The following is a 14,933-nucleotide window of genomic DNA, read 5'->3' as shown; positions in this document are numbered from 1 at the left end:
TTTATTTACGAGCTTTTTCTATTGTATTGAAATTAAATCTATTATTGATTTGATTCTTCTTTACGTCCTTTAACAGAGATTTTCACTCCATCTTTTGCTTCATTAAGATCGAGAATTAAGTGATCTCCTTCTGAAATTTCTGCATTGATAATTTCTTCTGCCATAGGATCTTCAATGTATTTTTGGATTGCACGTTTTAATGGGCGTGCTCCATAATCCTTATCAAATCCTTTATCTGCAATAAAGTCTCTTGCTTCTGGCGTTAATTCTAAATGATAATCTAATGCTTTTAAACGTTCATATAGATTAGCTAATTCGATATCGATGATATTCATAATATTTTCCTTCGTTAATGAATTAAAGAAAATAATATCATCAATACGATTTAGGAATTCTGGCGCAAATGCACGTTTTAAAGCCGTTTCTATCGTTGATTTCGCACGTTCATCGGCTGAATTTTGTTTGGCTGAAGTTCCAAATCCAACACCATCTCCAAACTCTTTCAATTGGCGTGTACCAATATTAGAGGTTAAAATAATAATTGTATTTCTAAAATCAACTTTACGTCCTAAACTGTCTGTGACATGACCATCATCTAAAATTTGTAATAAAATATTGAAAACATCTGGATGTGCTTTCTCTATCTCATCCAATAAGATTACAGCATATGGTTTACGACGTACCGCTTCTGTTAATTGACCACCTTCTTCATATCCAACGTAACCTGGAGGTGCTCCAACGAGACGTGAAACAGCAAATTTCTCCATATATTCCGACATGTCAATTCGAATTAATGCATCAGAAGAATCAAATAATTCTTTAGCTAAAATCTTAGCCAACTGCGTTTTACCAACACCTGTTGTTCCTAAGAAAATAAACGAACCGATTGGTTTATTAGGATCTTTAAGACCTGCACGATTACGTTGAATGGCTTTTACAACTTTCGTAACAGCTTCATCTTGACCGATTACTTTTCCTTTCATTAACTCATTCATTTGAGCTAATTTTTTCAATTCTTTTTCAGCTACGCGACTTACTGGAACACCACTCATCATCGAAACCACCTCAGCCACATTATCTTCTGTAACTGTTTCGCGATTTTCTTTGGACGATTGCATCCATTCAGCCTGAGCACGTTTTAAATCGGCTTCATATTGTTTTTCAGAATCACGTAAGCGAGCTGCTTCTTCGTATTTCTGAGATTTTACAACTTTAGTTTTTTCTTCACGAACCTCTTCTAATTTTTTCTCTAAGTCTAAAATTTCTTGAGGCACACGAATGTTCTTGATATGTACACGAGAACCTGCTTCATCTAAAGCATCAATTGCTTTATCTGGTAAGAAGCGATCAGTGATGTAACGAGTTGTTAAGCTCACACATGCTTTTAATGCTTCTTCAGTATAATTTACATTATGATGAGCTTCGTATTTATCTTTGATGTTGTGTAATATTTGTAAAGTTTCCTCTGGAGTTGTTGGATCAACCATCACATTTTGGAAACGACGAACCAAAGCCCCATCTTTTTCGATGTATTGACGATATTCATCTAATGTTGTTGCCCCAATACATTGTAACTCCCCACGAGCTAATGCTGGTTTGAACATATTAGAGGCATCCAAAGAACCTGTAGCACCACCTGCACCAACAATCGTATGCAACTCATCGATGAATAAAATGATATCATCATTTTTCTCCAATTCGTTCATAATGGCTTTCATACGCTCTTCAAATTGTCCACGGTACTTTGTACCAGCAACTAATGAAGCTAAATCAAGAGTGACTACACGTTTATTGAATAAAACACGAGAAACTTTGCGTTGAACAATACGTAATGCTAATCCCTCTGCAATAGCAGATTTACCAACACCAGGCTCTCCAATCAATAAAGGATTATTCTTTTTACGACGGGATAGAATTTGAGACACACGTTCAATTTCCTTTTCACGTCCAACGACTGGATCCAATTTACCTTCTAAAGCAATTGCAGTTAAGTCACGACCAAAATTATCTAATACTGGAGTTTTGCTTTTCGCAGTCGATTTACTCATTGATCCACGATCAAAATCAGAACCTAAATCAGAATCTCCTTCATACGATGGATTTTCAGCTTTTGGTGTTGATAAATCTTCATCTTGAAATTGAAATTTAAATTCTTCTTTGATTGTATTATAATCAATTTCGAATTTATTCATCAATTTCGTGATAGGATCATTTTCGTTACGTAAAATACATAACAATAAATGCACTGTGTTTACAGTACCACTTTTAAATAGTTTTGCTTCTAAAAAAGTAGTTTTTAAAGCACGCTCGGCTTGCTTTGTAAAACTTAAATTTTTTATATGATTTGCAGATGTATCGTCTTTTGGTGGATTAAGATTTTCAATTTTCTGACGCAGTTCTTTAAGGTCAACATTTAGCGCCTCTAAGACAGAAATTGCTTTTCCCTCACCATCACGAAGAATACCTAACATTAAGTGCTCTGTACCGATTTGATCGTGAGCTAAACGTAATGCTTCTTCTTTACTGTAAGTAATAACATCTTTTACTTGTTGTGAGAAATTATCATTCATTATTAAACTGTCTTTTAATAAATTTAAATTATTATTGATGAATATAGCATAAATTATGCCTTTTGTCATTTTATATTATCTAATTGATATTTAATGACATTTTATACCGATAAAATCAAAAAAACGGACAATATTTCATGCTGATTTCTGAAGAATTTGCAAAAATCTGAGTGATTGATGTTGTTGCTTTTCCTGATTCGACATCACCATCTTTCATTTTAATTGTTTGATGAATTTCGAACAATGCTTCTGGTGAAGTAATATTAAATGTACAGATTTTTTTTTCGATTTCCCGCATATTTGTTTCAGAATATAATGTTGAAGAAGCTCTAAAAACGAAGCTATCACTGCTTAAATCGTTCATTTCTAAGCTTATTCCATCCCAAAATAAAAGATAAATTTTATTCGATTTTCTTTCGAAAACGAAAATGGTAAAAGGAGCGATATCCTTTAGATTTTCATTTTCTGCATATTCTTTTACTGAATCATAATTCATTAATTCCAATAGAACAATACCACGACTTTTACGATAGGTGGATTTTAGATTCATCGGCTTTACTTTCCCCCCATTCAGTATACAAGCAATAAATTCCTCACTATAAAAAATCCAAGTTCCATTTTTCTTTTGATCAATTGGAGCTGAATATTTCTTCCCATTCCATTCGCGTGTTTCCACTTCCAAAGAAGCGACACGATCTATCGCTTCGTCACGGTTGTGCGTTAAAACGATTTCATCATTTTGCTTATAAAAACTAATGATACACATTATTCAATTGAATTTTTTCAAAAGTAAATTATCTTTGCAAATAAGTATGCAAATCAAACAAACAATTCGCCAAAACTTACATCAACTGGAAGACATTTTAGTTCAGTTAAATGATGAACAATATTCAGCACCTTTAAGGATTCTCAATGGTCAGAGCATTGGAAAACATGTGCGTCATATTGTCGAGTTTTATGGCTGCTTAATTCATGCGAAAACAAACGTTTGTTATGACGCAAGAGAACGCGATGAAAAAATAGAAAATTCAACTTCTTATTGTATCCAATATATTCATCAACTTCTTCAAGCGATAGAATTATTAAACCTCAATCAATCGATTTATTTAAAACAGTTGGTGAATGATGAACTAATTGAAATCGGAACAACGATAGGCCGTGAAATGATATATTGTATTGATCATAGTATCCATCATTTTGCCATCATAAAAATTGCGATTCAACATCATCTTCCTACTATTATTTTTGACAAAAATTTTGGTATCGCATATTCTACCATTCAATATAATCATCACACATGAATCCACGCTTCGTCAAATGGACCAAATATGAATTTTGGCCCTTCTGGTTGTTTTATGGGCCATTGACTCCTTGGTACATTTATAAAATTTTTACTGCAGGTGCACCCGCTTATTTCTGTTCTGCAAATCCAGGAATAAAATGGGGTGGATTTATGAACTATTCTAAAATAAATCTGCTCAACCAAATTGGCGATGCATATAAACCAAAAACAAAATTTTATCCAAAAGCAACGATAAATGATGTTCCATTTGGTTTTCCGTTTATCGTAAAGCCAGATATTGGAGAACGAGGAATCGGAGTCGAATTGATCCAAAATAAAGCGGAATGGAGAAATTATTTGAATCATTTATCAACCGATTTAATTATTCAAGAATATAATCAATTTCCTTTGGAATTTGGAGCGTTTTATGTACGCTTACCAAAAGAAGAGAAAGGGCAATTGATTTCAATGACGGGAAAGGATTTTCTACAGTTTACAGGAGATGGTCGCTCTACAGTAAAAGACTTAATAGATACCAATCTTCGGGCAACGTTTCGAAAAGATTATTTGTACCAAAAATTTCAATCTCAATTGGATTTTATTTTACCAGAAGGACAAACACTTTTAGTTGAACCCATTGGTAATCACAATAGAGGAACTACCTTCTTGGATGCAACTGATTTAATTTCAGAGAAATTAACCTATACCATTGATGAAATTGCCAAAGGGATTGAAGGGTTTTACTACGGGCGTTTTGATTTAAAAGCTAAAAGCATCGAAGATTTACAAAACGGAAATTTTGTCATCTTAGAAGTAAATGGTGCCAACTCAGAAGCCACTCATGTTTATGACCCGAAGCATCATCTTATTTTTGCCTACAAAGAGGTGATAAAGCACTTAGACTACCAACATCAAATTGCAAAACAAAATCATGAATTGGGTGTTAAATATACTGATTGGAGATTATTAGCACGGGAAATTATCCAACGGATTCTAAAAAAATAACCATTTTTGGCAGATAAAATCCTTAGGAATGATTTATGACAATTCATTGTTCTAAATCATGTATTATGGCCTACCCATTACCTAAGAAAACTCTTGTAATTCCTTTGTTTTTAATCTCTACCATTTGGATTATTTTCCTGATCGAAAATAGCGGTATGGGATTAAACGATTGTTATGGGGTTGTACCAAGAACGCTATATGGATTAAAAGGGATATTACTTTCTCCATTATTTCATTCTGGATGGACACATTTATTAAGCAATACTTTTCCTCTATTATTTTTAAGTTTTATAGCGTTATTGATGTATGGTCGATTAGCCTATTATGTATTGTTCTTTGGATGGATAATTTCTGGTTCATTATTATGGTTAATCGGAAATCCACCCTTTATGGATGATTCGATTGGATGTCATATCGGAGCCAGTGGAATTGTTTATATGTTAGCCTCATTTATTTTATTTTCAGGATTAATCCGTAAAGAGAGAGGACTGATGGCTATTTCTGCTATTGTCATTCTTTTGTATGGAGGAATGTTTTGGGGAGTGATACCTGAAGAATTTTTACCCAGTGCCAATTTAGGGAATAATCCTATTTCATGGGAAGGGCATCTTAGTGGATTTCTAGTGGGAGCATTCTTTGCTTATTTATTTCGAAATGTTGGACCTAAAAAACAAAAACCGAAATGGGAGGATGAAAATTATTTTGATCCTCGCGAAGAAGAGTTATGGCAACGTTATTTGGATCTTAATTTCCCTGATCGTATGCTAAATTCTAATGAAGAAACAGCTTCAGAGCCATTCAATCAACAAACGAAATCAGACGATTTACCACATCAATTAAAATAACGATACGATAAATTATTTTCGATTTTGATGCAATAAAAAATCTAGTTTTCTCAAAGCTTGAGGTGTTTGTTCTTTTGAAAAAAATCCTGTTTTTATGGTATCTGATCCTTTAATAAACATATACATATTGGCTACTGCAGGAATTGGCTTTTGGACAATAACAGAGTCAATTTCATTCTGAATGTGATGAAAATTTAATTGTGTAATTTCTTTCTCGATGGTATTTTTATCAGCAAATGGCAAATTATACACCATAATTTGATTGCGTTTGACTTGCTTTTTGATAACTCCATCGGAATATTCAACAACTAAGAACCCATTCGTTGTTTTAGTATAGCGAATAATTTTTATTTTTTCTTGAAGAAAGTCTGTGAAACTAAATAGGATCAGCAGCATAAACATAAAAATGGAAAACTTTAATGGACTTCTCATACACAACAATGTTTAAAATCACAAATTTATAAGGTGTTTCCCAACCTTGAAATACCCAATTATGAGTAATCTATAACAAAAAAGGTGCTAAAAAATAGCACCTTTTGTTAAATCTTTTGTAATTCTTAGAATGGCATTCCAGGAATACTTGGTAAATTATCTTGAGCCGTTTTTTTTGCTTTCGCAATGGCTTCTGTTTTTACTTGTTCTAGCGCTTTGTTTAATGTCATTACTAACATATCTTCAATTTGCTCCTTTTCCATTCCTTCAGCTAATTCAATATCTTTAATTGTTGCCAATTTAGACATTGTAATTTTAACTGTACCATCAGCAGATGTAGTTGTGAATGTTTCGTTTTCTAACTCATCTTTTAACCCTGTAAATTTGTCTTTAAATGAGTTGATTTTCCCCATCATTTCCATGATGTTTCCGAAGTTTCCAAACATAATCTTATATCTTATTAATTTAAATTAAGAATTTAACTTGGCCCAAATAATATCTTTTAATTCCGTCAATCCTTGATGCGCAACTGCAGAAATAAATACGGTTTCGATATCTTTTGGCAATTGAGCTGAAATTTCAGCTTTTAATTCATCATCCAACATATCTGACTTTGTAACTGCTAAAACACGTTCCTTGTCTAATAATTCTGGATTGAATTTACGTAACTCATTCAATAAAATTTCATACTCTTTTGCATAATCTTCTGCATCAGCAGGAATCATAAACAATAAAGTTGAATTTCGTTCAATATGACGTAAAAATCGATGACCTAAACCTTTACCTTCTGCAGCTCCTTCAATAATACCAGGAATATCTGCCATAATAAATGATTGGTGATCACGGTATTTTACAATTCCTAAGTTAGGCGTTAATGTTGTAAAGGCGTAATCTGCAATTTTAGGTTTTGCAGCTGATAAAACAGATAATAATGTAGATTTTCCTGCATTCGGAAACCCGACTAAACCTACATCAGCTAACACTTTTAATTCTAAGGTTACCCATCCTTCTTCACCATCTAAACCTGGTTGTGCATAACGAGGAGTTTGACGAGTAGCCGATCTAAAGTGCCAGTTCCCTAGACCACCTTTACCACCGCGTTTTAAGATAATTTCTTGTCCATCTTCTGTAATCTCCCCAACGATTTCTCCATCTTCATCACGAGCAATTACACCAATTGGAACATTTAAGATAATATCTTCTCCGTCGTAACCTGTAGAACGAGATTTACCTCCGCGACCTCCATGTTGTGCACGGAAGTGTTTAGAGAATTTAAATTCCAATAAAGTCCAAAGGTTGGCATTACCTCTTAAAATGATGTGTCCTCCACGACCTCCATCTCCACCATCTGGACCTCCTTTATCGATATATTTTTCGCGATGCAAACTTGCTGAACCCGCTCCACCGTGTCCACTTTTACAATGAATTTTTACGTAGTCAACAAAATTTGATTGCATAAATTTTTCTTTTTTGATAATTAGTCTGCAAAAATACGATTTATCAGCCTTATAATAAAATCTTGTTGAATCTATTTTAACTCATCGATTATGTATTGAAATAAAACAATTTGTACTTCTGTCATCAAAGCACTTTTTTTAAAATAACGAAAAATGAATTGAACGTTTCCGTAAAAGATTTACGAGATTCGTAAAATTTGAAATTCATCCCCTAATTTATATCAATCGAAATCCCGTTTTAATTCTATTTTCAATTTGTATTATCATAAAATCAAACGATTACACATTTATATTCCCGATTAAATCACTCCATTCTAATCTTAAAATTTTATATTGTTAGAGTTCATAGAAATAAAACCCAAGAATTAATTTTCCAACGAATATTAAGAGTGAATAGTATTGTTTATTTTTGCAATATGTACAAGCAAATCAAAAACATTCTTTTCCAGTTACAACCAGAAGATGCACACCACTTCGTAACGCGTCAATTAAGAAATTACGCGAATTTTCCTGGTATTGATAAACTATTAACCAAAAAATTTACTTTAAATCACCCTTCATTAGAACGTGAAGTTTTCGGTATCAAATTTAAAAATCCAGTGGGCTTAGCTGCAGGGTTTGATAAAAATGGAGAATACATCAAAGAATTGAGCCATTTTGGATTTGGATTCATCGAAATAGGAACTGTAACACCTAAACCTCAACCCGGAAATGAAGCGCCTCGCATGTTTCGATTAGTGGAAGATGAAGCGATTATTAACCGAATGGGTTTTAATAACAAAGGTGTCGATTATGCCGTAAAACAAATTCGTCGTTTGCAACATCGCGAACGTTATATTATTGGTGGAAACATTGGTAAAAATAAAGTTACACCAAACGAACAAGCGACAAATGATTATGTGATTTGTTTTAATGCATTATTTGATGAAGTGGATTATTTTGTTGTGAATGTCAGTTCCCCAAACACTCCTAATTTGCGTGCTTTACAAGAAAAAGAACCTTTGATGGATTTGTTATATACTTTACAAAGACATAACGGAATCAAGGAAAACCCAAAACCAATTTTATTAAAAATTGCTCCAGATTTAACCCATGACCAATTGGATGACATCATCGAAATTGTAACGGAGACTAAGATTGCTGGTGTTATTGCTACGAACACAACTATTGAAAGAGAAGGTTTGAAATCTGATCCACAAATTGTGCAGGAAGCTGGTGGAGTAAGCGGAAAACCTTTAAAAGAACGTTCGACAGAAGTGATTAAATATCTTTCTGACAAGTCGAATAAAGCCTTTCCTATTATTGGTGTTGGTGGAATTCATTCTGCTGAAGATGCCATTGAAAAATTAGAAGCAGGCGCAAGCTTAGTTCAGATTTATACCGGGTTTATTTATGAAGGACCTGGATTAGCCAAATCGATTTGTGAAAAATTAATCAAATAAATACATCATTAAATCCCATAAAAAAACCTCAACACAATCGTTGAGGTTTTTTATATATAAAAGTTTGATTAACTTCTTCTTATTTTGCAGCATCTACTGCAGCAAACAATTTGTTTGTAATGTCTTCAATTGAACCTACACCGTCAATTTCCACCCATTTCCCTTGCGCTTTAAAGTGCTCGGCAACGATAGCTGTTTTTTCGTAGTATTCTTTGATACGGTTACGGATAATCGTTTCATCTATATCATCAGCACGACCAGAAGTTTTTCCACGCTCTAATAAACGTTCAACTAAGATTTCATCTTCAACCACTAAAGCTAACGTTACCGTTACTTCTTGGTTATATTTATCAGCTAAAATTTTATCTAATTCTTGGGCTTGAGCTGTTGTTCTTGGATAACCGTCGAAAATGTAACCGTTTTCATTTGGATTATTATCTAAATGATCCACTAACATATTCGTTGTTACTTCATCAGGAACCAATTGCCCTTTATCCATATAAGATTGAGCTAATTTCCCTAATTCCGTTTCATTTTTTAAGTTGTAACGAAATAAATCTCCAGTTGAGATTTGAGAAGTTAAATATTTTTCTTCTAAGAATTTAGCTTGTGTTCCTTTCCCACTACCAGGAGGGCCGAACAATACGATGTTTAGCATTTTTTTTATGATTTTATTTGATAAATATCCGGTAAATTTCTTCCGTATCCGTCGTAATCTAAACCGTACCCCACTACAAATTTGTCTGGAATAGAAATACCTACTAAATCAACCTCTAAGTCTTTTTTGTAAGCATCTGGTTTGAATAATAAAGTCGCTACTTTTAAAGATTTTACATTTTTCTCTTTTAAAATACGGTGTAATTCTACTAACGTATTTCCAGTATCAACAATATCCTCTAAAATAATCACGTGACGTCCTTCTACATTCATTGGGATATCCATTTGGATTTGAATTTTCCCTGTAGATTCTGTTCCTTCGTAAGATTTTAATTTTAAGAAAGAGATCTCACATTCACCTGGATATTGTTTTAAGAAATCACTCATGAACATCACAACCCCGTTTAAAACTCCAATAAAGATTGGCGTTTCATCTTTGTACTCATCGTACACTTTGTTCGCCATGTCTTTGATTGCATGTTCAATTTCTTCAAAAGCAATGTACGGTATAAATTTTTTACCGTGAATTTCTATTTCATTCATTTTTTAAGATATTCAAATATACTATTTTGGATAAAGCTTGCAAAAATTTTCGAAAATTAAATTGTCATAGAAAATAAACGCGTCTCAGGTTCTTTCTCCAACATTCGCAAGTTAAAAGACATACAAACGTTACGAACAAAAGGACGACCTTGCTCTTTTACAACAATTCCATTTTCACCGATAATGATTAAATCATCGTCTTCCATTCCTTTCAGCATCGATTTGACTTGATCGATTCCGTTAAATTTCATTTTATCATCCTCCCAAGAAGTTTCCATGTTGCACATCAAATTTAAAATATGACGGCGTATCACTAAATCTTCTGCCGTTAGGATATGTCCTCTGTAAACAGATAATTCTCCTTTATTAATCGAAGCCTGATATTCTTCTACTGTTTTCTCATTTTGAGCAAAACTGTACCAAGAATCGCTAATCGACGAAACACCTAATCCAATCATTACTTGTGTTTTTGAGGACGAATACCCCATAAAATTACGATGCAAAGATTTGTTTTCCATCGATTGATACATCGAGTCATGTTCTAAAGCAAAATGATCCATTCCAATTTCGAAATAGTTCATTTCTTCGAACATTTTCTTTCCTGTTTCATACAACTCACGTTTCAATTCTGGAGATGGTAAATCTTCTTCTAAGAAACCTCTTTGCCCTACTCCTTTAATCCACGGTACATGTGCATAACTGTAGAAAGAAATTCGATCCGGATTTAGTTCTTTTGTTTTATTAATTGTCTCCATCATCCCCTGTAAAGTTTGATGAGGCAAGCCAAAAACTAAATCGTGCGAAATTGAAGTATATCCAATTTCTCGAGCTTCTTCTGTTGCTCTTTTAACTTGTTCAAATGGCTGAATACGATGAATAGCATTTTGTACCTTTAAATCGTAATCTTGTACACCATAAGAAACACGACGAAAGCCCAAATCGAACAATACTTGTAAATGCTCTCTTGTTGTATTGTTAGGATGTCCTTCTAAACTGAATTCATGTCCATCAGCAACAATTGATGTATTAATAATTCCTTCTAATAATATTCTCAAATTCTCAGGTGAGAAAAAGGTTGGCGTTCCACCACCTAAATGAATTTCCTTAATAACAGGTTTGGAAGGCATCATATTTAAATACAACTGCCATTCCTTAAGAACTGTTGCAATATAAGGTTCTTCTACCGAATGTTGTTTTGTAATACGCTTGTTACATGCACAAAATGTACACAATGACTCGCAATACGGTAAATGTATGTACAACGAAATACCCTCTGTTTCATTACTTTCAACAAACGATTGTTGAAAAGTTTTTACCCATTGCTCTTTCGTAAATTCGGTTTCATCCCAAAATGGCACCGTTGGATAACTGGTGTATCGTGGTCCTGGAATATTATATTTCTGAATTAAATTGTTCATTCGATATCAAGCACTCTTCAAAAAAGAGTTTAAATAAATTTCTCAATGCTCGAAAAAAAGTTTTCAAACATTGAGAAATAATAAATATTTTAAAACCAATTAGATAACAGCTTGTCTTACGCGAACAAGTTTTTCTAATAATCCTTCTAATAAATCCAATTGAAGCATGTTTGCTCCATCACTTTTGGCATTCTTTGGATCGGGATGTGTTTCAATAAATAAACCATCTGCTCCAACGGCAATACCTGCTTTCGCAATAGTTTCGATCAACTCAGGTTTTCCTCCTGTTACACCAGACGCTTGATTAGGCTGTTGTAAAGAGTGAGTTACATCCAAAATAACAGGAGCATAATTTTGCATCACCGGAATTCCACGGTAGTCTACAACTAAATCTCCATATCCTAACATTGTACCACGTTCGATAATAGCTACATTGTTATTTCCTGAATCTGTAACTTTCTGTACTGGAAATTGCATGGCTTCAGGTGATAAGAATTGGCCTTTCTTTAATGTAACATGTTTACCTGTTTTAGCAGCCGCCACTACTAAATCTGTTTGACGCACTAAAAAAGCAGGAATTTGTAATACATCAACATAAGCTGCAGCCATTTCTGCATGATATGGTTCATGAATATCTGTAGTTGTTGGTACATCAAAAGTTTCACCTACTTTACGTAAAATTTTCAATGCTTCCTCATCTCCAATTCCTGTGAAGCTATCAATACGAGAACGATTGGCTTTCTTAAATGATCCTTTAAAAATATAAGGAATATTTAATTTATCTGTTATCGTAATCACACGCTCAGCGATTTGCAAAGCCATATCTTCATTCTCAATCGCACATGGTCCAGCGATTAAAAAGAAATTTGAAGAATCTTTATGTTTAATGTTAGATATGTTTTGTATCATGATGCAAATTTACACAAAACTTCTAGACTATTTTTATTAATTTTGCCTATACTTTATCATTCTTATTTATCGTTTTATGGATTTCATATCAAACATTTCGGTAGCCGATGTATTTGGTTACCTGGCATCAGTATTTATTGTATTAGCGTTCTTTTTTTCGAACATTACGAAAATTAGAATTATCAATGCAATAGGATGCATTTGCTTTGTCATCTATGCTGCCATCTATGAAGCATGGCCTGTGTTGATTCCAAATGCAATTTTATTATTTGTTCAACTCTATTATATTATTTTTAAACCAAGTAAATAATCAGTCGAACACAAAACACAAAAAATTGAAAGTACTTTCTGCGGTAATAAATAATATTGAAACGGATCAAAGAGTTGATAAAGTGTGTAATTCTTTATTGAAGTTTGGTTATGAAGTTGAATTAATAGGAACTACGTTAAGAGGAAAACCCCGATTAAATAAATCGTTCAAAACGACGATTATTCCCCTAAAGAATCAAGAAAGTTTCAGATTATATGCAGAGTTTAATTTCAAATTATTCATTCATCTTATGCTAAGGGCAGATCAACAAACGATTTTATTAGCTAACGATTTAGACAGTCTTTTACCGTTCTATTTGGTGAGCAAAATAAAAAATCTGCCTTTAGTATTTGATAGCCACGAAATTTTCTCTGAGCTGCCGTCTCTGAGCCAACGGCCAAAAATTAAACGAGTTTGGAAAACATTAGAACGTTTTCTACTCCCAAAACAAAAACATTTTTATACGGTAAGTCAAGGCTATGCCGAATGGTTTGAAAAAGAATATCATGTAAAGCCAAGCATTATTCGTAATGTTCCGCATTTACAAAAAATGAATGATAAAGAAGAATTGATATTTTTTCCATTACCAACCGTGCCTTCAAATCATAAAATAATTCTATACCAAGGTGTTCTGAATATGAGCCGCGGTTTAGAATTTATGATTGAGGCGATGCAATATACCGAAAATTGCGTTTTTTGGATTGCAGGAAATGGACCACACCGTGAAACATTAGAACAACTAGTCGATTATTATAACGTACGGGATAAAGTGTTTTTCTTAGGAATTCTTCCCCCTAAGACACTTAAAACAATAACTCCATTAGCCGATCTTGGTATTAGTTTAGAACAAGATTTAGGCATCAGTTATCGCTATGCCTTACCTAATAAAATTTTTGATTATATGCAGGCTAAAGTTCCTATTTTAGCTACATATCTTCCAGAAATCAAATCGACCATTGAACATTACAATGTTGGACGTGTTATTGAAAAACACGATGCAAAGCACATCGCAGAAACTGCTATGCTGATGTTAAACGAAGGCAAATCTGCTTATCGTGAACAGCTAACAAAAGCTGCCTTAGCTTGTTGTTGGGAAAAGGAAGAACATCGCCTAAAAGAAATTTTTGAAAACGTTGTTAAAGAAAAGAGATGATTTCAATCTGTATTCCTATTTATAATTACGATGTACGTCCTTTGGTGAATGATTTAACCAAACAGATTCAATTCATTTTTGATACAGAAGTAGAAATCATCTTAATAGATGACGCATCAGCTGAAGAATTTCGACAAAAAAATAAATCTTTACAACAACTTCATGAGTACATTCAATTGAATAAGAATGTTGGGCGTTCGCGTATTCGGAATTTATTTTTACAATATGCTACACAGCCTTATCTGTTATTTATGGATTGTGATAGCTCCGTCGAAAACAATGATCAATTCATCGAAAATTATTTGAAAGCCTTAAAGCAATATCGACCTGTTATCTGTTACGGAGGACGTGTTTATCCATACGAATGCCCTTCTGCTCAGCAGAGCTTAAGTTGGAAATATGGAACATTCATCGAAAGTCAGCCCGCCATTATACGGCAACGTTATCCAAAATTAGGCTTTCAATCAAATAATTTCATTATACATCGTTCGTTATTTCAAGAAATCTTATTTGATGAGTCATTGAAACAATATGGACATGAAGATACGTTATTTGGAATCGAATTAGCCAAACGTAATATTTCTATTTTACACATTGAAAATCCTGTTTTAAATCATCACATTGAGGATAATTTATCCTATATCGATAAAAACCGATTAGCGACTGAAAATCTTGTACAATTGATTGATAATAATACAATAACTCCTAAAGATTATCATCGTATAAAATTATTATCCTTTTATCAAAAAATCAATCAATTGGGTTTAAGTGGAATTTTTTATCACGTATTTCGAAAAAATGAAACGCGAATCATCCATCATTTATGCTGTCAAAATCCGAACCTTAAGTTGTTTAATTTGTATAAATTATACCTTTTTATAAAAGCAAAAAAGAGAGTTTAATTTCTTAA

Annotated in this window: 16 protein-coding genes; 7 read left to right on the top strand and 9 right to left on the bottom strand. The window is 33.2% G+C overall.

Annotation, left to right across the window (positions count from 1 at the left end; translation table 11 throughout):
• Nucleotides 1-41: 41 nt before the first annotated feature.
• Together AC1QSP_RS12975 and AC1QSP_RS12970 are read right to left on the bottom strand one after the other, a co-directional pair.
• Nucleotides 42-2,570: an ATP-dependent Clp protease ATP-binding subunit gene (locus AC1QSP_RS12975; RefSeq protein WP_484080408.1), complete on the bottom strand. Its 2,529-nt coding sequence runs from the start codon at nucleotides 2,568-2,570 to the stop codon at nucleotides 42-44.
• A gap of 115 nt (nucleotides 2,571-2,685) precedes the next feature.
• Entirely contained in the window at nucleotides 2,686-3,336 is a 651-nt protein-coding gene (locus AC1QSP_RS12970) for an NRDE family protein (RefSeq protein ID WP_484079043.1), read from the bottom strand.
• A gap of 46 nt (nucleotides 3,337-3,382) precedes the next feature.
• On the opposite strand from AC1QSP_RS12970, the gene AC1QSP_RS12965 reads away from it, so the two are divergent.
• The 3 genes from AC1QSP_RS12965 to AC1QSP_RS12955 all read left to right on the top strand — a co-directional run bounded on the left by AC1QSP_RS12965 (nucleotide 3,383) and on the right by AC1QSP_RS12955 (nucleotide 5,702).
• A complete protein-coding gene (locus tag AC1QSP_RS12965) occupies nucleotides 3,383-3,871 on the top strand; it encodes a DinB family protein (RefSeq protein ID WP_484079042.1) in 489 nt (162 codons plus the stop codon).
• On the top strand, nucleotides 3,868-4,857 hold the full coding sequence (locus AC1QSP_RS12960; RefSeq protein ID WP_484079041.1) for a D-alanine--D-alanine ligase: 990 nt from the start codon (nucleotides 3,868-3,870) through the stop codon (nucleotides 4,855-4,857). Before AC1QSP_RS12965 ends, AC1QSP_RS12960 begins: the two co-directional genes overlap by 4 nt.
• A gap of 65 nt (nucleotides 4,858-4,922) precedes the next feature.
• Nucleotides 4,923-5,702, top strand: coding sequence for a rhomboid family intramembrane serine protease (locus AC1QSP_RS12955; RefSeq protein ID WP_484079040.1), 780 nt, complete (start codon nucleotides 4,923-4,925; stop codon nucleotides 5,700-5,702).
• Nucleotides 5,703-5,714: 12 nt separating this feature from the next.
• Here the strand turns inward: AC1QSP_RS12955 and AC1QSP_RS12950 are convergent, their stop codons facing one another.
• The 3 genes from AC1QSP_RS12950 to obgE form a co-directional block, all read right to left on the bottom strand.
• A complete protein-coding gene (locus AC1QSP_RS12950) occupies nucleotides 5,715-6,134 on the bottom strand; it encodes a hypothetical protein (RefSeq protein WP_484079039.1) in 420 nt (139 codons plus the stop codon).
• Between the two features lie 125 nt (nucleotides 6,135-6,259).
• Nucleotides 6,260-6,580, bottom strand: a complete 321-nt coding sequence (locus tag AC1QSP_RS12945; RefSeq protein ID WP_322970890.1) for a YbaB/EbfC family nucleoid-associated protein — start codon at nucleotides 6,578-6,580, stop codon at nucleotides 6,260-6,262.
• Between the two features lie 24 nt (nucleotides 6,581-6,604).
• On the bottom strand, nucleotides 6,605-7,591 hold the full coding sequence (obgE, locus tag AC1QSP_RS12940) for a GTPase ObgE (protein ID WP_484079038.1): 987 nt from the start codon (nucleotides 7,589-7,591) through the stop codon (nucleotides 6,605-6,607).
• A 416-nt stretch (nucleotides 7,592-8,007) separates the two neighbouring features.
• On the opposite strand from obgE, the gene AC1QSP_RS12935 reads away from it, so the two are divergent.
• Nucleotides 8,008-9,033 (top strand): quinone-dependent dihydroorotate dehydrogenase, encoded by a 1,026-nt coding sequence (locus AC1QSP_RS12935; protein WP_484079037.1) that lies wholly within the window; start codon nucleotides 8,008-8,010, stop codon nucleotides 9,031-9,033.
• 79 nt (nucleotides 9,034-9,112) lie between these two features.
• On the opposite strand, the gene AC1QSP_RS12930 is transcribed toward AC1QSP_RS12935, so the two are convergent.
• The 4 genes from AC1QSP_RS12930 to kdsA form a co-directional block, all read right to left on the bottom strand.
• Nucleotides 9,113-9,691, bottom strand: coding sequence for an adenylate kinase (locus AC1QSP_RS12930; protein WP_484079036.1), 579 nt, complete (start codon nucleotides 9,689-9,691; stop codon nucleotides 9,113-9,115).
• Between the two features lie 5 nt (nucleotides 9,692-9,696).
• On the bottom strand, nucleotides 9,697-10,233 hold the full coding sequence (gene hpt / locus AC1QSP_RS12925; RefSeq protein ID WP_322970886.1) for a hypoxanthine phosphoribosyltransferase: 537 nt from the start codon (nucleotides 10,231-10,233) through the stop codon (nucleotides 9,697-9,699).
• Nucleotides 10,234-10,289: 56 nt separating this feature from the next.
• Entirely contained in the window at nucleotides 10,290-11,651 is a 1,362-nt protein-coding gene (hemN, locus tag AC1QSP_RS12920; RefSeq protein ID WP_484079035.1) for an oxygen-independent coproporphyrinogen III oxidase, read from the bottom strand.
• Nucleotides 11,652-11,750: 99 nt separating this feature from the next.
• On the bottom strand, nucleotides 11,751-12,560 hold the full coding sequence (gene kdsA / locus AC1QSP_RS12915; protein WP_484079034.1) for a 3-deoxy-8-phosphooctulonate synthase: 810 nt from the start codon (nucleotides 12,558-12,560) through the stop codon (nucleotides 11,751-11,753).
• Nucleotides 12,561-12,636: 76 nt separating this feature from the next.
• Between kdsA and AC1QSP_RS12910 the strand changes: the two genes are divergently transcribed.
• The 3 genes from AC1QSP_RS12910 to AC1QSP_RS12900 are packed head-to-tail and all read left to right on the top strand — an operon-like array spanning nucleotide 12,637 to nucleotide 14,925.
• Nucleotides 12,637-12,870: a hypothetical protein gene (locus tag AC1QSP_RS12910; protein ID WP_322970883.1), complete on the top strand. Its 234-nt coding sequence runs from the start codon at nucleotides 12,637-12,639 to the stop codon at nucleotides 12,868-12,870.
• A gap of 25 nt (nucleotides 12,871-12,895) precedes the next feature.
• Nucleotides 12,896-14,023, top strand: a complete 1,128-nt coding sequence (locus AC1QSP_RS12905; RefSeq protein ID WP_484079033.1) for a glycosyltransferase — start codon at nucleotides 12,896-12,898, stop codon at nucleotides 14,021-14,023.
• Nucleotides 14,020-14,925 carry a glycosyltransferase family 2 protein gene (locus AC1QSP_RS12900; protein ID WP_484079032.1) on the top strand — a complete coding sequence of 302 codons (906 nt, stop codon included), beginning with the start codon at nucleotides 14,020-14,022 and terminating at the stop codon, nucleotides 14,923-14,925. Before AC1QSP_RS12905 ends, AC1QSP_RS12900 begins: the two co-directional genes overlap by 4 nt.
• Nucleotides 14,926-14,933 lie beyond the last annotated feature (8 nt).

This window comes from Faecalibacter sp. (assembly GCF_057177045.1).
The sequence above is the reverse complement of the archived record's forward strand: the minus strand, read 5'-3'. Positions and strand labels throughout refer to the sequence as shown.

Bases quoted from the DNA above. Each gene is read 5' to 3' on its own strand.
- obgE (WP_484079038.1), bottom strand. From the start codon at position 7,591: ATGCAATCAAATTTTGTTGACTACGTAAAAATTCATTGTAAAAGTGGA.
- AC1QSP_RS12955 (WP_484079040.1), top strand. From the start codon at position 4,923: ATGGCCTACCCATTACCTAAGAAAACTCTTGTAATTCCTTTGTTTTTA.
- AC1QSP_RS12900 (WP_484079032.1), top strand. From the start codon at position 14,020: ATGATTTCAATCTGTATTCCTATTTATAATTACGATGTACGTCCTTTG.
- AC1QSP_RS12960 (WP_484079041.1), top strand. From the start codon at position 3,868: ATGAATCCACGCTTCGTCAAATGGACCAAATATGAATTTTGGCCCTTC.
- hemN (WP_484079035.1), bottom strand. From the start codon at position 11,651: ATGAACAATTTAATTCAGAAATATAATATTCCAGGACCACGATACACC.
- AC1QSP_RS12975 (WP_484080408.1), bottom strand. From the start codon at position 2,570: ATGAATGATAATTTCTCACAACAAGTAAAAGATGTTATTACTTACAGT.
- AC1QSP_RS12930 (WP_484079036.1), bottom strand. From the start codon at position 9,691: ATGCTAAACATCGTATTGTTCGGCCCTCCTGGTAGTGGGAAAGGAACA.
- AC1QSP_RS12945 (WP_322970890.1), bottom strand. From the start codon at position 6,580: ATGTTTGGAAACTTCGGAAACATCATGGAAATGATGGGGAAAATCAAC.
- AC1QSP_RS12950 (WP_484079039.1), bottom strand. From the start codon at position 6,134: ATGAGAAGTCCATTAAAGTTTTCCATTTTTATGTTTATGCTGCTGATC.
- AC1QSP_RS12935 (WP_484079037.1), top strand. From the start codon at position 8,008: ATGTACAAGCAAATCAAAAACATTCTTTTCCAGTTACAACCAGAAGAT.
- AC1QSP_RS12965 (WP_484079042.1), top strand. From the start codon at position 3,383: ATGCAAATCAAACAAACAATTCGCCAAAACTTACATCAACTGGAAGAC.
- AC1QSP_RS12910 (WP_322970883.1), top strand. From the start codon at position 12,637: ATGGATTTCATATCAAACATTTCGGTAGCCGATGTATTTGGTTACCTG.
- AC1QSP_RS12970 (WP_484079043.1), bottom strand. From the start codon at position 3,336: ATGTGTATCATTAGTTTTTATAAGCAAAATGATGAAATCGTTTTAACG.
- kdsA (WP_484079034.1), bottom strand. From the start codon at position 12,560: ATGATACAAAACATATCTAACATTAAACATAAAGATTCTTCAAATTTC.
- hpt (WP_322970886.1), bottom strand. From the start codon at position 10,233: ATGAATGAAATAGAAATTCACGGTAAAAAATTTATACCGTACATTGCT.